Below are 25,642 nucleotides of genomic sequence, written 5' to 3' on the forward strand. Positions count from 1 at the left end.
TGACGATACCCACTGGGCAACCCTAAGCCCCCATAAAATTGCTTGATATTCTTACTACCCTGCGCCTTGGGCTTCAGGGAAACGTTGCAGAACTTCCATCAAGTAGCGGTTGTTGGGATCCTGGCGCAAAGCTCTTTGCCAGATTTCAGTGGCTTTTTCTTTTTCACTCATGACCCAGAGCACTTCGCCAAGGTGGGCAGCTACTTCCGGCAATGGTTGCTTTTGATAAGCTAGCTGCAGGAACTCCAGTGCTTTTTGGAGATTTCCCAGACGGTACTGGACCCAGCCCATAGAGTCGAGTACGGCACTGTTTTCAGGATCATGCTGATAAGCAGCTTCAATAAGACGTTGAGCTTCTTCCAGAGAGCGGTTCATGTCCGCTAGCGTATAACCCAATGCATTCATGGCGTCATGATGATCGGGCTTAATCTTAAGGACTGTCCGCAGATCCTGTTCCATCTGCTGGAAGTAACCTAATGGTTCGGCAGCGAGAGCTTTGACATAGAGGAGATCCATATCATCAGGCATTTGCTTAACCTCTTTCTCCAGCAACATATAAGCTGATAGATAGCTGTGGCGGCTTTGCAACATCCGAGCACCAATAATGGTTATCTCTTTATGTAGCTGTTCATCGTCAACACTGGCCTGTAGCTGCCTGATCGATTCCAGCAGATCTTCAACGGACTGAGTCTGGTTGAGAAGTTGCAGTTTCTGGTAATAGAGTGAGGTTTTATTGGGCTCGATGAGCAGGGCACTTTCTATGCGCTCGGCGGCCAGATCATATTGCTGAATCTGGGTCAGGAAACTGATTTCGAACTGTAGCAGTCGTTGTTTTTCCTGCAGGCTGACCATCTGCTGTGCCTGTTGCAGGCTTTGCATGGCGTATCGCCAGTTGCCCTGTTCATGCAGTAGGTGAGCAAGACGAGTTCGCGCGGTATAGAAGTAGTTACCGGGAGGCACCATTTCGTAGCAGCTGATGGCACGAACCGGGTCTTCATTGCGTAGAGCTGAATCCGCGCAATAATAGCTGGTTATGTCTTTTTTGAAGTTTTTACGCGCTAGTTGCCAGAAGTTATCCGAACTTTCAGCATAGTCTTCCATCGCGTATAGGCTCCCAGCCATCAGAAATTGAGCCTGATAATTCTTAGGCTGTTTCCCCAAAACCTGCTCAAAGGCATTCACTGCGCCACGATAATTTTTATGGGTATAGAGAAGTTCGCCGAGCTCAAATGTTTGTTCAGTATCTAAAATGCGACTGTCGACAATCTGATTAAGGTAGTCTGCGCGTTTATCGCTTGATTCGAGGGCAAGAGCTTCACCCTTGAGCTCAATCGCTGACAGGAAGGTTTTGTGTTCTGATAACACCTTATCCAGCAGGCGATGAATTCTGCTCTGATAAAACTGTGGATTATGACTGTTAAGAAGTAGATGAGCTTCCAATGCTTCTAATACCGGATGGTTCAGTCGAGTAGACTCCTGATTAAAATAATGCACAAAGTCAGCGTTGTCCTGATAACTGGTGACTTGAACCAGTTGATATAGCTGTTCATCCATTGAAGGCGGCAATAGTTTCAGTAGCAGAAATAATTCGTCATTGGCGGCCACATAATCCTGAGTGGCTACCGAGGTCAGCAGTTTTACTTTATGTGCATTGGGATCTTCTGGAGCGTGTTTTAACCAGATGGACAGAGCGTGTCTGACCTGGTCATAGTCATGCTTTTCGAGTGCCGCTACAGCAGCTCGACGAGCAAGCGCGATGCTACCAGTACGCTCGGCCGAATCTAAAAAATTACTTTGGGCAATTTCCTCCAGGTTCTGCTGACTGGCAATATTGGCCAGTAGAATACTGAAATACAATTGGCTGCGCTGATCCGCTGACATGTGCGAAATGTCAGGATAGACCGCTGGATCAGGGGCTGGTTGCTGCTCTACCTGGACTGTCGTGGGCTGCTTGGTGGCGCAGGCAGATAGCAGGAGTAGGGCGGCGAGCCATTGTGTAAGGAGGATATAAAAACGCTTGTTCATCCCTGCAATCCTACAATCTCTTTATGACAAGAGGTAGGAATAATTTGTCATATTAAGTAAATTCTTATCAACATAACTGACTTTTTCGATTAGCGGACATGACGGCTCAGTGTTATAATTCGCGCCAATTATAAGCCTTTGATTTCTCGTTATTTTTAAGCTGGGCTGCAACAACTCAACATTTTCTTATCTATGTCATTGATTGCATTAGGAATTAACCACAAAACTGCCTCCTTAGCCGTGCGCGAAAAAGTTGCGTTCGCTGATCATGAGCTGGGCGAAATTATGGCAGAACTGGCAGAAGCTCTGCATCAGAGTGAAGTGGCGGTTTTATCCACCTGCAATCGTGTTGAGTTTTATGTATCCAGTGATCAGCAGACACCCGAGCAGCTAAGAGAGCAACTGCTGCATTGGCTACAGGTCAAAAAGCAGCTGCAGGAAGATTTACACTCGGCCATTTATTGCCATGATGAAGACAAAGCTGTATTGCATTTGATGCGAGTGGCCAGTGGGCTGGATTCGATGGTGTTGGGCGAGCCGCAGATTTTGGGGCAGCTTAAAGCTAGTTACCAGAAAGCTCGCCGTGCAGGAACCATCAATCAGGTTATGGAGCGCCTGTTCCAGAAAACCTTCTCGGCCGCTAAGCGCGTTCGTCATGAAACCGATATCGGAACCAACCCTGTATCGGTAGCCTATGCTGCGGTAAGTCTGGCCAAGCACGTTTTTGCAGATTTTTCTAAGCTGACGGTAATGTATGTTGGGGCAGGTGAAACCATCGAGTTGGCGGCGCGTCATTTGCAACAGCAGGGCGTTGGCAAAATGATCATGGCCAATCGAACCTTAGCCAATGCGCAAAAGCTGGCTAAAGAATTTGAGGGTAAGGCGATTGGTCTTGAGGCTATTCCGCATTATCTATCGCAGGCTGATATAGTGATTTCCTCAACCGGCAGTATGTTACCGATTATTGGTAAGGGCATGGTTGAGCAGGCGATTAAAGAACGTCGCAGAAGAAGCATGTTTATGGTTGATCTGGCGGTGCCACGTGATATTGAAAGTTCGGTTGGCAAGCTGGATGATGTTTACCTCTATACCGTTGATGATCTGGAAGGTGTGATTCAGGAAAACATGCAGGCACGTCAGCAAGCTGCTGAAGAAGCCGAGCATATTCTTCGTGATTTCAGTGAGGAGTTCCGTCAATGGCAACAGGGCCGACAAAAGCATGACACGGTTCGTGAGTTGCAGCAAAAGTATTCGGATATAGCCAATAATGAACTGCAACGCGCCAAAGCTCAGTTAGCCAATGAAGGCGATCCTGAACAGGTGATGGAGCAATTAACTCACCGCCTGACGAAAAAGTTTTTGCATCAGCCTCTGGTCTGGTTACGTAAGGATGATGACGAAGTGGATGCCCATGAGGTGATCCGCAAGTTATTCGATCTGGATGAATAGTTTATTTCCGATAGTCTGTCAGCCTCATACCCTGGTGTATTAAGCAGCAGCATACGATAACAAGGTTACTATGTTACAAGATTCAATTATCGAAAAATTACAAGGTCTGGTTGATCGCCACGAAGAGATTAGTGCTTTGTTGGGCGATCCTGATGTTATCAGTGACCAGAATAAATTTCGTGATCTGTCCAAAGAATATTCTCAGCTGGAACAGGTAGTAAATACCTTTCAGCGGTACCAGGAAGCAGAAGAAAGTCTGCAAACTGCTGAAGAAATGCTGAAGGATGACGATCCGGATATGCGAGAAATGGCTCAGGAGGAGCTAAAAGACTCCAAAGCACAGATTGAGAAACTTGAAGTTGAGATGCAAAAGTTGCTACTGCCTCGCGATCCCAATGACGACAAGAATACTTTCCTTGAAATTCGAGCAGGAACTGGCGGTGATGAAGCGGCTATTTTCGCAGGCGATTTGTTCCGCATGTACAGTAAGTACGCCGAGAAAAAACGCTGGCAGGTGGAAGTTATCAGCGAAAATGAAGGCGAGCATGGTGGTTATAAAGAAATCATTGTGCGTATCATCGGTGATAGCGTTTATTCACACCTGAAATTTGAATCGGGTGCGCACCGAGTTCAACGTGTTCCGGAAACCGAATCTCAGGGTCGCATCCACACTTCTGCATGTACCGTGGCGGTTATGCCAGAAGCCGATGAGCTTGATGCAATCGAAATCAATCCTGCTGATTTGAAAGTTGATACCTTCCGCGCATCAGGCGCTGGTGGTCAGCACGTTAACAAAACTGACTCTGCAATTCGTATTACTCACTTACCGACCGGTGTCGTGGTTGAGTGTCAGGATGAACGTTCGCAGCATAAAAACCGTGCAAAAGCGATGTCCGTTCTGCAGGCAAGGTTGATGGCTGCGGAGCAGGCAAAGGCTCAATCTGAGCAAACCGAAATGCGTCGTAACCTGGTCGGAACCGGTGATCGTTCTGATCGTATTCGTACCTACAACTTCCCACAGGGCCGCATGACCGATCATCGAATCAATCTGACCTTGTATAAACTTGATGAAATTATGGAAGGCGATATTGATCAAATCGTCGAGCCTTTGATTCAAGAGCATCAGGCTGATCAGTTGGCTGCACTTTCGGGACAAAACTCTTAACGACGATGGAAGCTAAAAGCGTTGCCCAGGCTTTGACTTGGGCCAGGCAGCAACTCGAGAGCATGGATGAGGCTGCCATTGACGCAGATATTTTATTGAGCCATGTAATGGATAAGTCCCGGACATGGCTTAAAACCTGGCCTGAGCACATCCTTTCAAAGCAGCAGTTTTCTCACTATCAAGAATCTATTGAGCGCCGAAAAAAGGGCGAACCAACCGCTTACATTATTGGCGAGAAAGATTTCTGGTCATTAACTCTCAAAGTCACTCGTGACACTCTGATCCCGCGCCCGGAGACCGAGCTGCTGGTGGAACTGGCGCTGCAACGAATTCCTGAAACTAGCGATTTTAAAGTTGCTGATCTGGGAACTGGTAGCGGGGCCATAGCACTAGCCATTGCAAAGGAAAGACCACAGGCAAGGGTTTGGGCTCTGGATATGAGTGAGGGCGCACTGACCGTTGCGCAGGAAAATGCTGAGCACAACAAGATTAAAAACGTGGCATTAGAGCAAGGCAGTTGGTTAAGCAACTGGCAACATGGCCAGCTGGATATGATTGTCAGTAATCCACCTTACGTTGCGCCCAATGATCCTCATCTGGCAGATTTGGTTTACGAGCCAGTCACTGCGCTAGTTGCTGAGGACAATGGCTTGTCCGATATCTACACCATCACACAACAGGCAATTCAGCATTTAAAACCTAATGGCTTTCTGCTGTTTGAGCATGGTTATGACCAGGGAAGCGCAGTTCGTGAGATATTGCAGTCAGCGGGCTTTGATCAGGTCGAAACCGTTAAAGATTATGCCGGTCAGGATCGCGTGACTTTGGGAAAAAGATAAATACGTTTTATTCCGTGTGGTATGAACGAAGCGCTGACGAAAGTGTCTGTTTATGTAGGGATTTTGCCTGTATTGCTGACATTAGAGTTAAAAGCCATTACCGCTTCACAAAAATATGTGAAGCAATAGGTTTTTAGCTTGCTCACTCAGGTCAGTATTGTTAGAGTAGCCCGATTGGGTAATAAGCATAAAAGCCTTGCTATTACTGGCGTTAGCCACTTTTATACCAGTAAGGCTGGCTTCTTGGTTAAACCGAAGCCTGAATCCTATAATCATCCTTATTTTTGAAATTAGCGAGAAATTTCCTTAGATGTTTAATAAATTACGTGGTTTATTTTCAACCGACCTGTCGATTGATTTGGGGACTGCCAACACTTTGATTTATGTGCGTGACCAGGGCATCGTATTGAATGAGCCATCGGTTGTCGCTATTCGCCAGGAACGTGCTGGCGGCGCAAAATCAATAGCTGCGGTGGGTGAAGCTGCAAAGCGCATGCTGGGTCGTACTCCAGGCAACATCGTTGCTATCCGTCCTTTGAAAGATGGTGTGATTGCGGACTTTGAAGTCACCGAGAAAATGCTTCAACACTTTATCCGTAAAGTTCATGACAACACCTTCTTCCGTCCAAGTCCTCGAGTTCTTATCTGTGTACCTTGCGGTTCTACTCAAGTTGAACGTCGTGCGATTAAAGAATCAGCTCTTGGTGCTGGTGCTCGTGACGTATTCCTCATTGAAGAGCCAGTAGCTGCAGCAGTAGGTGCTGGTTTGCCGGTTGGTGAAGCGCGCGGTTCCATGGTAGTCGATATCGGTGGTGGTACAACTGAGATCGCAATCCTGTCTCTGAATGGCGTGGTTTATTCGGATTCGGTGCGTATTGGTGGTGACCGCTTTGATGAAGCCATCATCGAATATATTCGCCGCAACTACGGTACTATCATTGGTGAAGCGACCGCTGAACGCATCAAGCACGAAATCGGAACCGCTTATCCTGGCACCGAAGTTCGTGAATTAGATGTTCGTGGCCGTAACTTGGCAGAAGGTATTCCAAGAAGCTTCACTATTAACAGTAACGAAGTGCTTGAAGCATTGCAGAATCCATTACATGGTATTGTTCGTGCCGTGAAAACAGTGCTTGAGCAATCTCCTCCGGAATTGGCTGCTGATATTTCTGAGCGTGGTATGGTATTAACAGGCGGTGGCGCTTTAATTCGCGACATTGACCGCTTATTGATGGAAGAGACTGGTCTGCCAGTGATTGTTGCAGAAGATCCATTAACCTGTGTGGCACGCGGTGGTGGTAAAGTTCTTGAAACAATCGATGAACATGGCGGCGATTTATTCTCATACGATTGATTTTTAAAGAAATATTGACGAAAATCGGGCAATTAAGCCCGATTTTTGTATCTGCTTCAGGAGTCCAGTTATTAAAAACCTATTTACGAGGGGACCGTCGCTAGTATTACAGCTGATCATAACGCTGGTGCTGGCCTGTGTTCTGATGGTTCTGGACTACCGTTATGGCTATTTGACCAGTGCGCGCAAGGCAACGGCCACGTTCCTTTCTCCTCTATACTTTCTCGCTAATTTACCCAATGAGCTTGCGGCCTGGGCTGATAATAATATTGTCAGCCGTAATGATCTGATTGATGAAAATCGCCAACTTAAAGATGAAGTCCTGATTCTGAAAGCTCAGAACCAGCGTCTGATTGGTCTTGAGTCAGAAAATGCACGTTTGCGTTCGTTGCTCGGCTCATCCCGTTCATTCCGCGGCAAGCGCCTGATTGCAGAAGTATTGAATATTGATAGCCAACGTTTTTCAAACGAACTGCTGCTTAATAAGGGGAGCGCAGATGGGGTATTTGTTGGACAGCCAGTAGTCGACTCAGAGGGAGTTATGGGGCAGGTCGTTGAAGTGTCGCTATCAACCAGCCGAATGATACTGCTTAATGACCAAAAACATGCCATTCCAGTTCGGAATGATCGCAATGGACTAAGAGCAATTGCACAGGGCGATGGTCAGTTGTTGTTCTTGCGTCATCTTCCAAACACTACGGATATTCGCGAAGGCGACTTGTTATTAAGTTCCGGGCTGGGGGAAAAGTTTCCCGATGGTTATCCTGTTGCCAAAGTGATTTCTGTGACCAAACAAACAGCCCAGCCTTACGCACAAATTATTGCCGAACCAACCGCCAACATTAATACAGCCAATCATGTGCTGTTGCTTTGGCCTTATGAGCCAACAACAAACTCTGTGGCTGAAGAGCAGCCGGAAGCGACGGAGAAATAGGCAATGAAGACCATGACTAATGAAACCAAACATGGAACCTGGATCATAATCCTGAGCCTGATTATCGGTATGGTGCTGGATATTTTTCCGCTTCCAGAAAGCTGGCAGTCTTTCCGGCCAAGTTTTACTTTCCTGGTTCTAGCCTATTGGATAATTGCATTACCTCATCGTATTGGATTGCTGTGGGCATTTATTACTGGACTGGCACTGGATGCACTTCTCGGCACGACGCTTGGTCTGCATAGTTTTGCATTAGCAATTCTGACTTTTATTTTGCAGCTGAATCATCAAAGACTGCGTTTATTCCCGTTATGGAAACAAGCTTTTACCATGGTGTTTCTGAGTATCATTTATTTTGCCGTTGTGTTGTGGCTGGCGCGCCTTACCGGAAAGCCTGAGAGTAATATCTGGTATTGGCTAGCAACCATAACTAACGGTATTTTATGGCCATGGTTATTTGTTTTGTTACGTGATATTCGTCGTTATTTTCATGTGGTCTAGGCTGGTCATGAGCCCATATGGGACAAGTAATTTATATCAGTATTTTATTTAAGGGGGCTTGATGTTCGACCAAATCTATTTGGCTTCCGCTTCTCCTCGCCGAAAAGAACTTTTGAATCAACTGGGTGTGTCCTTCGTTCAAGTGGCTAACGATTTTGATGAAACACCACTGGCTAACGAATCTGCTGAAGACTATGTCAAACGACTGGCTATTGGCAAGGCGCGTTCGGCACTACCTTTTTGTGAGCCTGAATATTCCCTACCCATACTAGGTGCTGACACTATTGTTGTATTGGATGGGATTTTTTTGGGAAAACCGAAAGATCTGAACGAAGCCAAGTTCATGCTGCGTCAATTATCTGGTCATACCCATCAGGTCTACAGTGGTGTCAGCCTCTGCTATGGAGATAAATCTATTTGCCAGGTTTCTAAAAGTGATGTCACTTTTAGCCAATTATCCGAACAGACGATAGAAGCCTATTGCGACACTGAGGAACCGCTGGGTAAAGCTGGTTCATACGCAATTCAGGGAGTTGCTGGTAGTTTTGTTTCTAGTATCAATGGTAGTTACAGCGGTATTGTTGGGTTACCATTGTTTGAAACCAGAATTCTGTTAGAGCAGATGCAGGTTAAGCATTTGCTTTCATCTCGATTGTCACCTGAGCTCTTACCTCAAGAAGGAGGGCGTTAAAATTATGCGTGATGAAATCTTAATCAATGTCACTCCACAGGAAACGCGAGTTGCCTTGGTGGAAAATGGTGTATTACAGGAAGTACACCTGGAAAGAACCAGCAATCGCGGCATCGTCGGCAATATTTATAAAGGTATTGTGCGACGGGTAATGCCCGGGATGCAGGCGGCATTTGTTGATATTGGACATGACCGGGCTGCCTTCTTGCATGTCGCTGATATTGTCGCCATCAAAAGCGATGAGAATAAGCAGGCTGTTGAAGGTTCTGAGCTTCTGGATAAACAGGAATCGCATGAAGCAGATATAACAACTTTACTGCATGAAGGGCAGAAAATTATTGTTCAGGTCATAAAAGATCCTATCGGTAGTAAAGGTGCACGCCTGACAACCCATATCACTATCCCTTCGCGCTTTCTGGTTCTCATGCCAGATAATCCTCATGTGGGGGTTTCTCAAAGAATTGAAGATCTTGATGAGCGCACTCGCTTGAAAGACTTACTGGCAGATACCGACTTTGGTAGCGATACCGGATATATCATTCGTACCGCTGCAGAAGGGGCAAGTGATATTGAATTGGATCGTGACGTAAAATTTTTATCGAAGTTGTGGAGCGGTATCAGCGAAAAAGGAAAAACTGCTAAAGCACCACAACTGATTCATGAAGACCTTGCGTTAGAACTGAGAATTATGCGCGATATTATTGAAGATGATATCGAGAGGGTCAGAGTTGACAACCAGAAAAGCTTTAAGCGGATTCTGAACTTTGTCATGGAATTCATGCCTGAAATAAAAAATAGAATTGAGTTGTATGAAGGCGAGCGTCCGATTTTTGATCTTTATAACATTGAAGAAGAAATCAAAAGAGCGTTGGAACGAAAAGTGCCGCTTAAGTCTGGTGGTTATTTAATTATTGATCAGACAGAAGCCATGACAACCGTAGATGTTAATACGGGAGCATTCATTGGTCATAAAAATCTGGAAGAAACAATTTTCAGAACCAACCTGGAAGCAGCAACGGCATTGGCTCGTCAGCTTCGATTGCGTAACCTTGGCGGCATTATCATTGTCGATTTTATCGATATGCAGGATGAAGAACATAAGCGTCAGGTATTACGCACATTGGAAAAAGCTGTGGAGCGTGATCACGTTAAAACTTCAATATCAGAAGTGTCAACATTAGGTTTGGTTGAGATGACCCGCAAACGCTCTCGAGAAAGCCTTGAGCGTTTAATGTGTGAACCTTGTCAGCAGTGTAACGGACGAGGTTTTGTTAAAACGCCGGTTACGATTTGTTACGAAATATTCAGAGAAATAAGTCGAGCATCACGTGCCTATGATGTACAAAAGTTTTTAGTACTGGCCAATCAGGAAGTCATAGACTGCTTATTGGATGAAGAGGCGAGCAGTCTCGCTGAGCTCGAAGTCGATATTGATAAACCTATTCGATTACAGGTTGAGAGTCTTTACTCTCCCGATCAGTTTGACGTTGTATTAATGTAATACGGAAGTCGAATGTTAAAAGGCATCATCATTACAATTCGAAGATGGCTAACCAAATTACTTTGGTTGGTTTCCATTGTTGTGATTCTTTTTGTGTTATTGGTTTCCGTTGTTAAGCTCATTCTTCCTTACTGGCTAGATGATAAAGAAACTGTTATTGAGCTGGTTGAGCAGCAGATCGGTGGAGAGTTTGATTATCAGGAGCTGGTTGTAGACTGGACTCGATTCAGACCTACGGTTTACTTGCAGGAAGTTAGCTGGAAAAGTGACGATCACAGGCTTCAGGTCTCAAGCGAGCGAAATACCATTGAGCTCAATTTATGGCAGAGTCTTATTGACGGCTATTTACAGACCGAGTCTGTGGAAGTAAATGGTGTAAAGCTGAGTTATACGTTAAATGAATTAACCGCAGAAACAGACACGAATCAAGTATCCGAACTTTCAATTAACCGATTAAAACTTGCCTTACAAATGCATCCGGAAATTTTGCAACAACGTAAAATTTCACTCCGTGATGTAACTTTAACAGCGAGGCACCAGGGTAACAGTCGAACACTGGTAGCTCCTCTGATTCTGTACACAAAGCTTGGTAACGAACGACAACTCATTATAGATGCTCGTAGTGAACTATTTTCCAGTGGTCGATTTGTTATTGAAAGTATTGGGCAACCGCTGTCTGAAAATAGTCAGCTTGATCTGTTTGCTTCACTTGAAGATACCGATATCAAATCATTAGCAAAGTTTTTAAATCTCAAGCAGGATTATCCGGTTGATCTCATCAATGCAAAAATATGGTTGACTTATGAAGGTGATCGCCCCGTTGCAGGTTATAGCCAAATTCTTGCTTCTGGAGATCAATCAAGAATTGCTCAGCTGGATGGAGCTATTAGATTCAGTTCTGATGACGCTGGTTTACGTCTAGCCAGTGACCGCTTTCATTTAATAGAACGTGTAGAGGATAATGATAAGGAACAGCAAACAGAGCAAGAAGAAAAATTGGTCGAGTTTGATAGTCAGTTTAATGTCGTTGTTCAACGTAATGATTCTGGTGCCAGCTGGGACATGTCCGCCGACAACTTTCCAATAAGCTACCTGGTGACGTCAATTAAACCTTTCTTACCTGCTGAACATTTTGAATTAGCTACCGGATTAGAGCCTTATGGACATATTCATAAATTTCATCTTATAGCAGAGCAAACAGATAAAGCTTTTAAGCCTGTTCGTGCAGATATTCATTTAAGTGATCTTGAAGTCAATGAATACCAAAATATTCCGGGTATTAAATTAGACCGGGTGACTATAAATGATGAGGACGGAAAATGGCGGGTTAAACTGAATACTGAAGATAGTCTGTTTATCAGCAGTAACTGGCTCAAAAACCCTATCACCATTGGTTCTTTATCCTTTAATGGTTTAATAACCAGTGGTCGTCAAACCAGTATTGAAATTGATGATCTGGAAGTTAGAAACCCTGATCTATCCATAAAGGCGGAGGGGCAAGTAAGTTTAACTGAGGATAGCAAGGGCCAGCCTGATGCGGAGTTAGCAATTTACGCCGAAGCCAGAGGTATCAATATTGCAGAGTTACATCGCTACTGGCCAACACAAGGTATGAAACAGAAGACAGTTGAATACCTGAATCAAAGTTTACTTGGCGGCACTGTCAGTAAAGCAAAGTTTTTGTTGCGCGGTAATCTCGAAAACTTTCCATATAAAGATGGTAGTGGACAATTTTATATTGAAGCTGATACACAAGATGTGACATTTAAGTTTGATCCTGATTGGCCACAGGCTGAGCAAATTAATGCTAAGGCAATTTTTGATAACGATACCATGAGTATTGTTACGAATTCAGGTCAGCTTATTGGAAGTCAGGTCAATCAAGCCACTGCAACTATTGATTCCTTCAGTAATGATATTTCGATGCTGGTGATTACAGTTGATGCGCAGGCCACTGACAGTAGCTACCAGGCTTTACATCAGAACTCCCCTTTGAAAGAGGATATTGGGGATGTCGTTACTGACTTTGTTATCAATAAACCGATAAATCCAACTCTCCAAATTACAATCCCGTTAGGCAACGATGTACCGGCTTCATTGAAAGGTGTGATACCACTTGATGGGCATCAGATTTCATTAAAAGACTATCCGTTAAAACTTGATGGCGTAAAAGGGATTGTTCATTTCACAGAAAATGGTGCTTACTCAGAAAACTTGCGTGGGAACCTGTGGGGTAATCCGTTCGCAATTGATGTCAAGGTTGATGAGTATACTGGTGATGCTGATGTAGTAAAACTTGATGCCAGGTCAAACTTTGTAGCTGGAAAAGTGTTTGATTCTTACAATATTCAATCACCGCTAAGTATTACTGGCAGCAGTGAGTTAGTAGTGCGCTATCGGGTAGCTGAAAACGCTAACCAGTCTCTAATTGTAAGAACTGATTTAAAAGGCACTGAAATAATTGGTCCTGACTGGTTAAGTAAAGAGAAAGAAGAAGCGGCCGATGTGCTAATTACTCTTTTTGAGTCAAATGGCAAGGTCCAGTCACGGGCCATTTATCGAAACTCTATTTCCTCTCAGCTGGTATTTAGCAGTGATGATATCAATGATGTTAATGGGGTGATTGCATTAGGCAATCTTGCGACAGCGAAAATTCCAGCACCACAGAATGGAGTCGCCATACGTGGAGAGTTTAATGAGATTAAAAGTTATGACTGGTTTAACAGCCTGCAATTCAAAAATGGCGGTACATTCAGTTGGCCGAAGTGGATCAATGATATTGATATCAAAACTCCAGCACTTGATGTCGCCGGCCAGAAACTGCATGAAGTACATCTGACCGATGAGCAGCTGGCTGGTCAGTATTTGCGATTTAGAATGACGGCAAAAGAAGGGAAGGGTAGCTTAACTTTCTATGATGATGGTCGTAAGCATGTAGTGGTTGATGAGCTGGATATTGTACTGGAGCCATTTAGCAAGCTGTCGGACAGTGATATCAATTTGGAAAAGTCGGCTTTGTATAACTGGCAGCTTGAATGTGCATCCTGTCGTATCAATGGCATTGATACCGGTGTTTTAACTTTAGTTACACAGAAGACAGAGCAAGGTGTTTCTATTCAAGGCGATAGCCAAATCGAAGGCTTATTGTCAGCTTACCTAGAGGGAAGTTGGAAAGGAGATTTAAGCAAAGTTAACATTACTTTTACCTCGCCCAACGCAGGACAGTTGTTGCAACGTTGGGGCTATGGTGATGGTATCCGAGATACCAGCACTGAAGGGAAACTTGAACTGAGTTGGCAGGGTGGTTGGCATCAATTTGAGTTAAACAAAAGTAATGGCAGCTTCACAGTTAATACTGGACAGGGTGTGGTACGAGAGTTGAGTGATCGCCAGGCTCGTGTTTTCAGTTTGTTATCATTACAAAGTTTACGCCGTCGATTATCGCTGGATTTTAGAGATCTGTTTGAAGACGGTTTTTTCTATGATTCAATCAATGGTAATTTCACCATTAAGCAGGGCGTAGTCCATAGCGATCGAGTGTCCATTAATGGTGCAACGGCAGAAGTCACGATTACTGGCTCAACTGATCTGGTTAATAATACCGTTAATCAAAATGTTGTGGTCATTCCTAAACTGGGCTCGAGCCTGCCGGTTTTAGCTGGGTGGGCAATTGAGCCTACCACAGGTTTAATTATGTTGTTAATCAACAAAATATTCGAGCCTGTCTTAGATGTTGTGGTTCGAATCGAATATAACATCAAGGGTGATTTATCAAATCCAGAAGTCATTGAAGTTGATAAGAAATCAAAAGAGATTGTCGTTCCTGACGAAGAAATTCTGGATGAAGCAGAGGGTGAACCTATTGTTGAAAGCGAGTTAATATTGAACGAAGAAGCGCAAGAAGCCCAGTCAACAGAACAACAAAATGACGACACTAACTCTAACAATGAAGCGTTAGATACTTCTTCGGACCAGCAGAAAGAGGATGATGGAAATGAATAAGCAGTTGTCGATTGGCTTAGTACAAATGACTTCATCCAGTCGTATTGATGATAACCTCAAAAGGGCTGAAGCGATTATCCAGCAGTTAGTTGAGCAGGGAGCTGAGGCTATAGTGTTACCAGAAAGTTTTGCATTGATGGAAAAATATAATGGTCAAAAGCTGGAGTATCTCGAGAAGCATGGTAATGGACCAGTACAAGCCTGGATGTCTGAGACTGCCAAAAAACATCATGTTTTATTAGTTGGCGGCACGATTGCCATTCAATCGAATTTGGAAAACCGGCCTTATGCCAGGTGTTATATCTATTCTGAGGACGGTATTGAGCTGACACATTACGACAAGATTCATATGTTTGATGTGTCGGTTAAAGAGGGTGAAAGTTATTCAGAATCTGCAAACACCTTAGCCGGTGAACGACCTGTAGCATTTGAGTGGCATAACATTAAGTTTGGATGTTCCGTATGTTACGACCTTCGATTCCCTGAGTTATATCGATATTATCAAGCCCACAACGTAGAAGTTATACTAGCTCCTTCTGCTTTCACATTAGCTACCGGCAGGGTTCATTGGCAATTATTACTTCAGGCAAGGGCTGTTGAAAACCTGGCTTTTGTCGTAGCGCCTAATCAAACAGGGACTCATGATAACCAGCGCAAAACTTACGGACACAGCATGACAGTCGACCCATGGGGTGCTATTGTCGGTGAGTTGGCTGAGCAGCAAGACGGTCTTCTGTGCACTTTGGATTTATCAAAAATAGAATCCATCAAAGAAAAATTCCCGGTCCATCAACACCGAAAACTAATGAGTTAATACTGAATGAAATCATTATTAGAACAGGTCGAAACGAATTTATTCCAGGAGAGTGATCTCCACCTGGAAAACTTGCAGACTGCAATTCTTAAACTGCATGCTTTTGATATAGATTATTCAGATATTTTCATTCAGGAAGTTCAACATCAATACTGGCAACTGGAAGATGGCATCGTTAAGGATGCGAGCTTCAACTTGAATAAAGGACTTGGTGTTCGGGCTATAGAAGGCGAGAAAACCAGCTTTGCTTATGCAAACCAGCTGCAGCTTCAAGCTCTTGAAAATGCTATTACTGCGGCTTCTAGCATGAGTCGCTCTGGTCAGGAAAAAGTAATTTCCTTCAATGCCATCACTCCTCAATCACTCTATACAAGCAAGCCAGTGCTATTTAACGTTGAGCAGCAGCAGAAAATTAATTTGTTGAGAGAGCTGGATGCTAAGGCACGCCATCTTGATGAGAAGGTTCAGCAGGTTATCGTCAGTTTATCAGCAGTAGATGAGCAGATGCTGGTTTTGGCCAGTGATGGTGTAGTTGCTGCCGATATCCGTCCAATGATTCGGCTTAATGTGTCTGTCATTGTCGAGCATCAGGGGCGACGTGAACGCGGAAGCGCAGGCCTGGGCGGTCGTTATGACTGGCAGGAATTGATGCAGGCTGATCTAAATGGCTTGGCTAAAACTGCGGTGACCCAGGCTCTAATTAATCTGGAAGCGATCGATGCACCGGCAGGTATGATGCCTGTAGTTTTAGGCAATGGCTGGCCAGGAGTATTGCTACATGAGGCTGTTGGACACGGCCTGGAAGGTGATTTTAACCGAAAGGGATCATCAGCATACGCCAACAAAATAGGTCAGCAGGTAGCGTCCAGTTTATGCACAGTAGTAGATGACGGTACTTTGCCTAACCAGAGAGGTTCCTTGAGTGTGGACGATGAAGGTACAGCAACTCAGTCTACAGTATTAATAGAAAATGGTGTCCTCAAGGGGTATATGCAGGATAAACATAATGCGCGATTAATGGGACAGGCTCCCACAGGTAATGGCCGTCGCGAGTCTTACGCACATTTGCCTATGCCGCGCATGACTAACACCTTTATGAAGTCCGGTGATTCAGATCCCGAAGACATCATTAAAAGTGTAAAAAAGGGTATTTATGCGCCAAACTTTGCCGGAGGGCAGGTTGATATCACATCAGGAAATTTTGTCTTTAGTGCCAGTGAAGCTTATCTAATTGAAGATGGTAAAATTACTGCACCGATTAAAGGTGCAACCTTGACCGGCAATGGCCCTGAAGTATTGAAGCGGGTCAGTATGGTTGGCAATGACAGCAAGCTTGATCCTGGAATTGGAGTTTGTGGTAAGGATGGTCAGAGTGTTGCTGTATGTGTAGGTCAGCCAACTTTAAAAGTTGATCAAATGACAGTGGGTGGTACCAAAGTTTAGTTTTGAATATCACTCCTGATCACTAAACTGCATATTCTCACGTAAGTAACGAAACAGTTCACGTTGGGCTTTAGGGGCCTTATTGAGTTCCTTTTCTTTTTGGGCATTACGGACCATTTGTCTGAGCTGCTGGCGGTCGAGAGTTGGCTCCAGTTGCAATAGTTCAAAGGTTGCTTTATCACCTTCTTTCATCAGGCGGTCTCGCCACTGTTCTAGCAAATGTTGTTTGCGAACTTCCAGTTGATGGTACTGGTCGGAAATTGCTAGCTCTGCTCTAATACCCTCTAAATCCTCATCTCTTAACAGTTTGCCGATATATTTAATTTGACGTTTTTTACCTGTGTGATGATTGATTTTTCTACCTTCTTTGATGGCCTTGAGACAGGTTTCAGAAATAGGTAACTTTGCCAGAAGTCCCTCAGGAATTTCCAGCAAACGTTCACCCAGCTCTGTAATTTCGAGCAGCTCTCTTTTGACTTGGGATTTTGATTTTTCGGTAAGGTCGTGCTCGTCTTGCTGTGTCATAGTATCTAATCGGTAAAAGCGATTTACAAGGTTAAGTAAGGTATGAAATTAGAATTGCAAACTTGCTTTGAGGTAAACGATGTTTTTCGAGTCCCAGACGGTACTGCTATCAAAGTAAGCGCGGTCATTGATATTGTGCTGGATTACCAACGATAAGGAAAGCTCTTTATCATCAATAGGTAAGGTTTGACTCAACCGAGCATCAAACCTTTTAAAATCAGCCCCTCTTTCCATATCTTGTAAATAGTATGCACTACTGAAAGACAATTGCTCAGTTAGTTGATGGCTGAATAATATTGAGGCAGTTTGTTCAGGTGCCTGATGGCGAAGACTACGACCAGTTTCTACCTCTATATCCTGATAACTGTAGCTTAGCCATAAACGACTATCAGAACTAAGGTGGTAATCAAGTTGCATATCAACACCCTTAGATTTGAAGCTATTGGCATTTCGTGGGTTATAGTCTTCAAGCCCAAACAGTCCATCAATGGTGTCATTGAGATCGTCATAATAGAACTTAATATCAAAATTAAGATCGCTACCCAGACGATAGAACCAGCCAATCTCTCGAGAAAGTATTGTTTCTGGCTCCAGATTGCCCATAGCTTGTGGAGTTTGATAAAAAGTTGCAAAGGTGTCACTGCCATTGACAGGCATTGTTAAGTTACGAACGATGTATCGACGATGCCCGCTTTCTTCATAAAAATCAGGGTTTCTTGTTCCTTTAGCAAGAATAAAACGCCAGGATGAGCTAGGCGTTGCAAGATAGTTAAGCGCCAGGCGAGGTGAAAATTCTCCTCCCACAAACTTATCATGTTCGTACATGCTACCAAAGTTTAGCAGAGTATCTTCTGCTAGCCGCCACTCTAAATTGCCAAATACTCGATAAATATCGTTGTGGAGCTTTTTCTCGAAGAATGATTCGCCACGAATAGTATCGCGTCTTGAACTCAGGCCTGAAACCAGTCTTAAATTGTTGTTGAAGGTATATGTATCTTGTAATTCTATTTCCCACTTATCCTCATCAATATTCTGATTGGCTATTCCGCAAACGGTACTGGCTCCAAGCTCCAGAAATCGGTCGTAGACCTGTTGCGTTAGCAAGGCAGCTTCAGGTGTGCCAGGAGTTGGAATCGCAGAGCCTGAAGAAATGGCGCTTATCAATTGGTCAGTGTAGATGGGGTCATAGTCATAAAGCGCACCCAGTTCATTAGTAAAAAATAAAGCGGGTGGGCAGGTTTGCCATTCTTCCTCGATGGAGTCCTGGCTGTAATGGGCATTTAATTTGATGTCATGATCAGCTGAAAGCTGACGATCCCATATTAGTTGAACAAAGCTATCATCAGTTGTTTTGATATGGTACGGCTCTGTTTGATAAACGTCTAACAAGTCCTGCTGCTCATCGGCCTGACTGTATCCAAAAATGAGACGCCATTGCTGGTCATGCGCTGGATTGAAAACCATGTCACCACGGAAATAGTTGGTGTCATGATCATCGTAACGCTCGCTACCATTACGCTGTAAATCAAAACCATCATCACTGTGACGACCAACAGTCATTCGATAACTGAAGTCTTCAGATTGTTTTGCAATACGCAATGAGCCATCCGCTATTCCCTTATTACCAAGAGTAACTGTTGCCTGATCGTTAGCAACATCTGACGGGTGACGGCTGATGATATTGATGACGCCTAAAAATGAATTCGCCCCATAGGTCACGGTATTAGGGCCGCGTACTACTTCTATACGCTCAACATCATCAATTGAAAGAGTCAAGTTGCCCCAAAGAACGCGAGACAATGCTGGTTTGAACACTGAGCGCCCATCAACCAGGACTTGTAAACGACGAGAAAAATCGGTGTGCAGGCCGTGGATACTTACCTCAGGAGTATTACCGCTGATATAGCCAATATTCATACCTGGCACTAGCCGTAGAGCCTCAACAATATTGCGGGCGCCTGATGCTTCAATCAGTTCACGGTCAATTATGGTAACTGAGGCAGGTGTTTCGGCCTGAGATTGTTTTAGGCGAGTTGCTGATAATACCGTAGGCAGCTCTTCTCCGAACAGATCGGTAGTCTCGGTATCTTCCGCAGCATAGCCATTGGGAGCCAATAGCAATGCCAAGAGGGTAACTAGCAACTTCTTTTGGGCCATGATTTTTTCATAAAGAAAACCAGTACTCATTCTTTACAAATTAATAAGTTAAGTCAAGTTTTGTCCTTACCCAACAAACACTTATAATGGCACATCTTTTGACTCATTCTTGGAGTGCCGAGTGGCTTCTGACAAACACTTAACTTTAACTCAAATTGCTGAGCAACAGGCTGCTACCGAACAGCAGCTGCGGCTGATGGTGCAGGTTGCCTTACAGCAGGCAGCGGAGGCTGGTGCTGAGCAGTCTGAAATCTGGTGTTACAACACGGTTGGCAACAGCATAGAGGTGCGTCAGGGTGAGCTGGAAACTTTGGAGTTTAATCAGGATAGTCACTTTGGCATCAATGTCTATTTTGGTCAGCGCAAGGGCACGGTTTCTATTAATGACCTAACTGAAGCGGCGGTGCATAAAGGTGTACAGGCCGCTTGCGAAATAGCGAGCTTTACCGAGCCAGACCCTTATTCTGGACTGGCGGATAAAATGCTGATGGCTACCGAGTTTAAAGACTTACAGCTTGATCACCCCAATGACCTTACCATCCCGCATATGGTCGAGTCAGCCAGGCAGTGCGAAGCTAAGGCCTTAACAGATTCCCGTATTAAACAATCAGAGGGAGCCAGCAGCTATAGTCACCGCTCGGTGTCCCTGTATGCCAATAGCCATGGCTTTATAGGAACAAACCATACCACCCGCTTCAGCTTATCTAATTCGGTCATTGCAGAAACTGACAATGGCATGATTCGTGATGGTTATTACACCATTGGCCGTGATGTGGCGGATTTGTTGCCTCCTGAAACCGTTGGTGAGCAGGCCGCAAGTCGCGTTCTGAATAAGCTGGTTCAGGGTAAAGTGCCTTCTGGTAATCACCCCGTAATTTTTAGCGCAGAACTGGCGCGTGGGCTTTGGTCGCATATGTTGTCTGCATTAAAAGGAGCGGCTCTGTATCAAAGAGCTTCCTTCTTATTGGACAAGAAAGAGCAGCTGATTTTGCCAGAGTTTGTGCAGATTGAGGAAGATCCTTTTATAGTCAAAGGCTTTGGTAGCGGTAATTATGACAGTGATGGCGTTGCCACTAGAAAGCGCGATATTGTAGTCGATGGTGTGCTAAAGGATTACTTCCTGAGTAGCTACTCAGCCAGAAGACTTGGATTGCAAACCACAGGTAATGCTGGTGGTATCCATAATGTTTTAGTAAAACCGATGGATCTTTCGTTGCAGGAGATGATGAAACAGTTAGGTTCTGGACTGCTATTAACCGAAGTGATGGGGCAGGGCGTTAATACGGTTACTGGCAACTATTCGCGTGGCGCGAGTGGCTACTGGTTCGAAAATGGTGAGATTAAACATTTTGCGCAGGAGTTAACCATTGCAGGTAACCTTGAGCAGATGCTTAAAAATATTGTTGCCATCTCTAATGATGTGGATCTGCGCTCAAGTATTCTCACGGGCTCTGTGGCTATTGAAGGAATGATGGTTGCTAGCTAACCGGCAGCTCAGGCAAGAAAGCAGCTAGGCAAAAAAGAGTGTGGCTAAGCCCAATAACGCAAAGAAGCCAGCTACGTCGGTAACAGTGGTAAGTACCACACCACCAGCGATAGCAGGGTCGATATTAATCTTTTTTAGGAAAAGTGGTAATACGGCACCGCTGACGACACCTGTAACCAGATTGAAAAGCATGGCTCCACCAATTGTGATAGCCAGATGTAAATGGTTGATGCCTGAATCTTTGTAGTATGAATAGCCATAAACCAGAGCTGCGATAACCAATGCCCAAAGTACGCCATTGATAATACTGACGGCTAACTCTTTCTTGAGCAGGTAGCCTTTGTTACCTTCACCAATATGGCCCAGCGACATACCGCGAATCACCAGCGTCAGAGTCTGGGTTCCGGCAATACCACCCATGCTCGGTACGATTGGCAATAGAACTGCCAGAAGGGTTACCTGGGCGATGGTGTTTTCAAAAAGCCCAATCACCAGCGCAGCCAGAATTACAGTCAGTAAATTAATACCTAACCAGATTGCACGTTTTTTTGCGGTCGCAGCTACTTTACCGAATGTATCTTCGAGCTCATCCAGACCAGCCATCGACATCAGAGAGTGATCGGCTTCTTCGCGGATAACGTCAACCACGTCATCAATGGTGATACGGCCTAGAAGGCGCCCATTCTCGTCAAGTACTGGCGCAGAAACCAGGTCGTGACGTTCGAAAATCTGCGCGACTTCAGTTTCAGGCATATCCACCGGGATGGTGAAGGTTTCCTTATCGACTATCTGAGTAATTGGTGTGTCCGGATCGCAGGTCAAAATCGAGCTGATGGGTACCGAACCAATTAACACATCGCGAGAATCGACCACGTACAGATGGTCAGTATTGGGTGGCATATTGCCACGAATCCTCAGATAACGAAGCACCACTTCCACTGAAACCCGAGGGCGGATCATGATGGTATCGATATTCATCAAGCCACCAGCAGAATCCTCAGGGTAGGATAGGGCATGCTCAATTTGTGCTCGATTCTGCTCATCCAGCAAGCGGAGCACCTGATTACTGATGTTCTGTGACAGATCACCCAGAATGTCTACGACATCATCGGTATCCAAGTCCGCAAGCGCATTTGCCAGCTCTTGCGGCTGCATCTGCTCGATGAATGATTGACGAATTTCGTCATTAAGGTGCTGGAGAACATCACCTTCCCGTTCTTTATCCAGCAGCTGCCAGATAACATTACGAACGCGGGGTGGTGTGGATTCTAAAAGGTGAGCGATATCTGCCGAGCGTAACTCTTCCAGCAGATTTCTAACCGGAATAAGATGACCACTGTCCAGCGCATTATTAAGGAGCTGAAGCTGTTCCTGACGTGTTTGTGTTGCTTGTGTTTCCGCCATAGATGCATCTTACTGGTTGATTTTGTTGGTATTCTAACGCAGATTTGCCATTGCTGGCTATGACACTGTAGGAATTTACTGTTTTTTATCCAGTTGTCGGTGTTCTATCGAGATATTTGGATAAAGTGGCTTAAGAGCTTTAGCCAGAGTTTCAACCATGAAGACTGAGCGATGTCGACCTCCGGTGCAGCCAATAGCGCAGGTAAAATAGCTGCGATCCTGTTTGCTAAACTCAGGAATCCAGGTCGAGAAGAAAACCTTAAGCTGCCAGGTGTACTCCATGACCATCGAGCTTTGCTCAAGGAAATGTTGAATCTGTGGATCTTTTCCCGTGAAATCTCTTAGCTCAGGATCCCAGTAAGGGTTGGGCAGGCAGCGTACATCAAACACGAAGTCTGCGTCTTTGGGTGCGCCATGCTTAAAGCCAAATGACACCAGCCGAATGTCCATGGACTGACTTTTGTCACCACTAACCCGTTCACGCAATCGCTCTCGCAATTCATGTGGTGATAACTCTGAGGTGTTAACCACTAGATCAGCTGAGGCTCGCACTGGCTCAAGAAGTTTCTTTTCTTCTTTGATGGCATCGCGTAGTGAAAGCCCTCTATTTGTCAGGGGGTGGCGACGACGGGTTTCGCTGAAACGTTTTAGCAACGTTGTTTCGTCTGCATCGAGAAATAAAGTCTTAGCCTGAGGCGCTTCTTTCTTAATGCGGGTAATTTCTTCGGAGAAGTGCTCTAGATCATGCCGATTGCGGGCATCCACACCTATTGCAATATCTTCATTGCGAAGAATATGGTCATCGATGACATTGAGCGTAAGACTTAACGGAAGATTATCAATACAGTAATAGCCCATATCTTCAAGCGCTTTAAGAGCAACTGACTTACCTGAACCTGAGCGACCACTTACTATTAATAACTTCATGTGTTGTCTTCTATCTCTTTTTTCTCTTTGGATTTCTCTTTGTTGGCTCTTTCAATGCTAACTCTTTCTAGGCCTTGGGCTTTTTCATGCTGCGCAATGGCGCTTTCGATAATTTCATAGAGCGCTTGATTGTTGTGAGCGTGACGTATTTGAGCACAGACCTTTTTATCTTTAAGGATTTCGATCAATCCATCAAGTCCATTGAGCTGCTGAAAGTCGAACTGCTTAGGAACTATCAGTGCGAAAACAATATCTACAGGTTCCTGGTCAGGAGCGTCGAAATCGATTGGCTCGGCAAGAGTAACAAAAACCGCCAAGGGCTCCTCACAGCTTTCCACTCTACCATGCGGGAGTGCCACACCATTACCAATAGCGGTGGTTCCCATCTGTTCACGGGCAACCAAAGCTTTTAACAACAGGAAAGGTTCATATTGTGAATTGTGTTCAGCGAAAAGGGTAGCTATGAATTGTAACGCTTTTTTTCGGCTTGTAGCTTGCGCCCCGAGCACACACAGCTCGGGGGCAATAACATCTTCAATGTGCATAAGGTTAATGGCGTGTCATCTTTTCCTTATGTTTTATCACTTGTCTATCCAGTTTATCAATCAATAAATCAATCGCGGCATACATATCTTCTGATTCACTGTTAGCAAATATCTCTCCACCATTGACATGTAAGGTCGCTTCAGCAATCTGACGTACTTTTTCAACAGTGAGCGTAACGTATACATTATTAATATGGTCAAAGTGGCGCTCTAGTTTGGCAAATTTCTCGTTAACGAAATCTCTTAAGGCATCAGTGATATCAAGGTGACGACCAGTTAGATTGATTTGCATAATGCTTATTCCTTCTATCGAATAGTTTAAGAATTTGTGAATAACTTACGCTGACATGCAGGTGGGATATTCAATGCTTCGCGATATTTTGCAACGGTGCGACGAGCAATTGATACGCCTTCCTGATTTAGTAACTCAGCAAGTTTAATATCACTCAAAGGTTTGCGGGAAGGTTCCGCGTTTACATACTGTTTAATTTTGTTTTTTATTGCTTTAGATGACCATTCACCTCCTTGGGTTGATGGAATTGCATTTGAGAAAAAATATTTAAGCTCGTAAATGCCTCTGGGTGACTGCAAATATTTATCGCTGCAGGCACGTGAAATGGTTGATTCATGCAGATCCAGATCTTGCGCCAGATCTTTTAATCGCATCGGTCTTATTGATGACTCTCCATTGTCAAAAAAGTTCTGTTGATAACGAACAATCCAGTCTGCCACCCGCTTGAGTGTGTCGTTTCGTGCTTCAATGCTTTGCATAAACCAGCGCGCCTTTTGTAGCCTGTCCCTTAAATACTGGTGATCATTAGGGTTACGCGATTTACGCAAAAAATCAGCATATTGGTGATTAATATCCAGATGTGGAGTGCTATGTCCTGCAAGCTGTGCCTGCCACTCATTACCCAGTTTATAAACCAGTACATCGGGTTTGATATATTCTGTGGACTCACCAATAAATTGATAGTTTGGCTGAGTGCGTAGGTGTTTTATCAAACTTAGCGAGTCATTCAATTCCAGTTCTGTTAATGATAATCGGTGTCTCAGATCCTGATACTGGTGTTTTTGTAGTGCATTAAAATGATGAGTCACTAATTTAATAGCTAGGGAAATGCTTTTCTTCTGTTGAGATGCAGCTTCACGATTCATGGAATTTAACTGAACAATTAGAAACTCCTGCAAATCTTTACTGGCACATCCCAATGGTTCCAATTGTTGTACCTGATGAATGACTGCAACAATTTCATCTGCTTCAACGTCATGCATGAAATCTTCTTGTATCTGTTTGGCAATTTCTTCAGGAGTGACCGTCAGGAATCCTGCATCATCAATGTTTTCGATAACGTAATAAGCGATTTCCATATCTCCTCTGCTTAGTGATGACATCTGAATTTGCCATTCCAGGTGCTCGCGTAATCCGACAGAGTCTTGCATCAGGTTTTCAAAGTAATTATCGCTTATAGTAGTTGAACCGTGGCTATATGAGGATTGATCCAAGTCAAAGTATGCTTGACTAAGCATTTGAGATGACAGGTTGCTATCCCGATTATCAGATGCTGAGTCGGGTGATGATTTTTGGTGATTATCGGCTTGTGAGTCATCCTGGTCGCTAACTTCAAAGTAGCTACCATCAACTAGATTAAGAAGAGGATTGGTTTCCAGTTGATATTGTATTTCCTGTTGCAAAGCCAGATGAGATAGTTGTAACAGTTTTATGGACTGTTGTAACTGAGGGCTCAGTTTCAGTTGTTGGCTAAGGTTTAACTGGAGAGTTGGATTCATTGAAATTTATATACCAATCTTTGCCTTTTAATGTGTCCCTTAACTACAAATTACTCCTAGTAAACCAGGGTTGCAAGGGCTTATTAAAT

General features: G+C 44.4%; 20 protein-coding genes. 12 read left to right on the forward strand and 8 right to left on the reverse strand.

Features of this window, described 5'->3' with window-relative positions; genetic code table 11:
• Positions 1 to 54: 54 nt before the first annotated feature.
• Positions 55 to 2,025 carry a tetratricopeptide repeat protein gene (locus tag B158_RS0110320; protein WP_018625296.1) on the reverse strand — a complete coding sequence of 657 codons (1,971 nt, stop codon included), beginning with the start codon at positions 2,023 to 2,025 and terminating at the stop codon, positions 55 to 57.
• A 192-nt stretch (positions 2,026 to 2,217) separates the two neighbouring features.
• Between B158_RS0110320 and hemA the strand changes: the two genes are divergently transcribed.
• The 11 genes from hemA to tldD all read left to right on the forward strand — a co-directional run bounded on the left by hemA (position 2,218) and on the right by tldD (position 16,718).
• Complete coding sequence (hemA, locus tag B158_RS0110325; protein ID WP_018625297.1) at positions 2,218 to 3,474, forward strand: glutamyl-tRNA reductase; 1,257 nt, start codon at positions 2,218 to 2,220, stop codon at positions 3,472 to 3,474.
• A gap of 70 nt (positions 3,475 to 3,544) precedes the next feature.
• The gene (prfA, locus tag B158_RS0110330; RefSeq protein ID WP_018625298.1) at positions 3,545 to 4,639 is read left to right on the forward strand and encodes a peptide chain release factor 1; all 1,095 of its coding nucleotides are present in this window, start codon (positions 3,545 to 3,547) and stop codon (positions 4,637 to 4,639) included.
• A gap of 5 nt (positions 4,640 to 4,644) precedes the next feature.
• Positions 4,645 to 5,478, forward strand: a complete 834-nt coding sequence (gene prmC / locus B158_RS0110335; protein ID WP_018625299.1) for a peptide chain release factor N(5)-glutamine methyltransferase — start codon at positions 4,645 to 4,647, stop codon at positions 5,476 to 5,478.
• A gap of 310 nt (positions 5,479 to 5,788) precedes the next feature.
• On the forward strand, positions 5,789 to 6,832 hold the full coding sequence (locus tag B158_RS0110345; RefSeq protein ID WP_018625301.1) for a rod shape-determining protein: 1,044 nt from the start codon (positions 5,789 to 5,791) through the stop codon (positions 6,830 to 6,832).
• 70 nt (positions 6,833 to 6,902) lie between these two features.
• Positions 6,903 to 7,766: a rod shape-determining protein MreC gene (gene mreC, locus B158_RS13080; protein ID WP_033414109.1), complete on the forward strand. Its 864-nt coding sequence runs from the start codon at positions 6,903 to 6,905 to the stop codon at positions 7,764 to 7,766.
• 3 nt (positions 7,767 to 7,769) lie between these two features.
• Positions 7,770 to 8,267 (forward strand): rod shape-determining protein MreD, encoded by a 498-nt coding sequence (gene mreD, locus B158_RS0110355; RefSeq protein WP_156823097.1) that lies wholly within the window; start codon positions 7,770 to 7,772, stop codon positions 8,265 to 8,267.
• A gap of 61 nt (positions 8,268 to 8,328) precedes the next feature.
• Complete coding sequence (locus B158_RS0110360; protein WP_018625304.1) at positions 8,329 to 8,958, forward strand: Maf family protein; 630 nt, start codon at positions 8,329 to 8,331, stop codon at positions 8,956 to 8,958.
• Between the two features lie 4 nt (positions 8,959 to 8,962).
• Positions 8,963 to 10,459, forward strand: coding sequence for a ribonuclease G (rng, locus tag B158_RS0110365; protein WP_018625305.1), 1,497 nt, complete (start codon positions 8,963 to 8,965; stop codon positions 10,457 to 10,459).
• 12 nt (positions 10,460 to 10,471) lie between these two features.
• The gene (locus B158_RS0110370; RefSeq protein WP_018625306.1) at positions 10,472 to 14,461 is read left to right on the forward strand and encodes a YhdP family protein; all 3,990 of its coding nucleotides are present in this window, start codon (positions 10,472 to 10,474) and stop codon (positions 14,459 to 14,461) included.
• A complete protein-coding gene (locus B158_RS0110375) occupies positions 14,454 to 15,275 on the forward strand; it encodes a carbon-nitrogen hydrolase family protein (RefSeq protein WP_026309357.1) in 822 nt (273 codons plus the stop codon). Before B158_RS0110370 ends, B158_RS0110375 begins: the two co-directional genes overlap by 8 nt.
• 6 nt (positions 15,276 to 15,281) lie before the next feature.
• Positions 15,282 to 16,718: a metalloprotease TldD gene (tldD, locus tag B158_RS0110380; RefSeq protein ID WP_018625308.1), complete on the forward strand. Its 1,437-nt coding sequence runs from the start codon at positions 15,282 to 15,284 to the stop codon at positions 16,716 to 16,718.
• Positions 16,719 to 16,727: 9 nt separating this feature from the next.
• Here the strand turns inward: tldD and yjgA are convergent, their stop codons facing one another.
• Together yjgA and B158_RS0110390 are read right to left on the reverse strand one after the other, a co-directional pair.
• On the reverse strand, positions 16,728 to 17,243 hold the full coding sequence (gene yjgA, locus B158_RS0110385; RefSeq protein ID WP_018625309.1) for a ribosome biogenesis factor YjgA: 516 nt from the start codon (positions 17,241 to 17,243) through the stop codon (positions 16,728 to 16,730).
• Between the two features lie 48 nt (positions 17,244 to 17,291).
• A complete protein-coding gene (locus tag B158_RS0110390) occupies positions 17,292 to 19,400 on the reverse strand; it encodes a TonB-dependent receptor plug domain-containing protein (RefSeq protein ID WP_156823098.1) in 2,109 nt (702 codons plus the stop codon).
• 121 nt (positions 19,401 to 19,521) lie between these two features.
• On the opposite strand from B158_RS0110390, the gene pmbA reads away from it, so the two are divergent.
• On the forward strand, positions 19,522 to 20,886 hold the full coding sequence (gene pmbA / locus B158_RS0110395) for a metalloprotease PmbA (protein WP_018625311.1): 1,365 nt from the start codon (positions 19,522 to 19,524) through the stop codon (positions 20,884 to 20,886).
• Between the two features lie 24 nt (positions 20,887 to 20,910).
• Here the strand turns inward: pmbA and mgtE are convergent, their stop codons facing one another.
• The 5 genes from mgtE to rpoN all read right to left on the reverse strand — a co-directional run bounded on the left by mgtE (position 20,911) and on the right by rpoN (position 25,553).
• A complete protein-coding gene (gene mgtE, locus B158_RS0110400) occupies positions 20,911 to 22,290 on the reverse strand; it encodes a magnesium transporter (RefSeq protein ID WP_018625312.1) in 1,380 nt (459 codons plus the stop codon).
• A gap of 75 nt (positions 22,291 to 22,365) precedes the next feature.
• Positions 22,366 to 23,217, reverse strand: coding sequence for an RNase adapter RapZ (gene rapZ / locus B158_RS0110405; RefSeq protein ID WP_018625313.1), 852 nt, complete (start codon positions 23,215 to 23,217; stop codon positions 22,366 to 22,368).
• On the reverse strand, positions 23,214 to 23,762 hold the full coding sequence (locus B158_RS0110410; protein WP_018625314.1) for a PTS sugar transporter subunit IIA: 549 nt from the start codon (positions 23,760 to 23,762) through the stop codon (positions 23,214 to 23,216). The genes rapZ and B158_RS0110410 overlap by 4 nt, the downstream gene beginning before the upstream one ends.
• Positions 23,763 to 23,766: 4 nt before the next feature.
• A complete protein-coding gene (hpf, locus tag B158_RS0110415; protein WP_018625315.1) occupies positions 23,767 to 24,054 on the reverse strand; it encodes a ribosome hibernation promoting factor in 288 nt (95 codons plus the stop codon).
• A 26-nt stretch (positions 24,055 to 24,080) separates the two neighbouring features.
• The gene (rpoN, locus tag B158_RS0110420) at positions 24,081 to 25,553 is read right to left on the reverse strand and encodes an RNA polymerase factor sigma-54 (RefSeq protein WP_018625316.1); all 1,473 of its coding nucleotides are present in this window, start codon (positions 25,551 to 25,553) and stop codon (positions 24,081 to 24,083) included.
• Positions 25,554 to 25,642 lie beyond the last annotated feature (89 nt).

This window comes from Kangiella aquimarina DSM 16071 (genome assembly GCF_000374105.1).
Lineage (GTDB): Bacteria > Pseudomonadota > Gammaproteobacteria > Enterobacterales > Kangiellaceae > Kangiella > Kangiella aquimarina.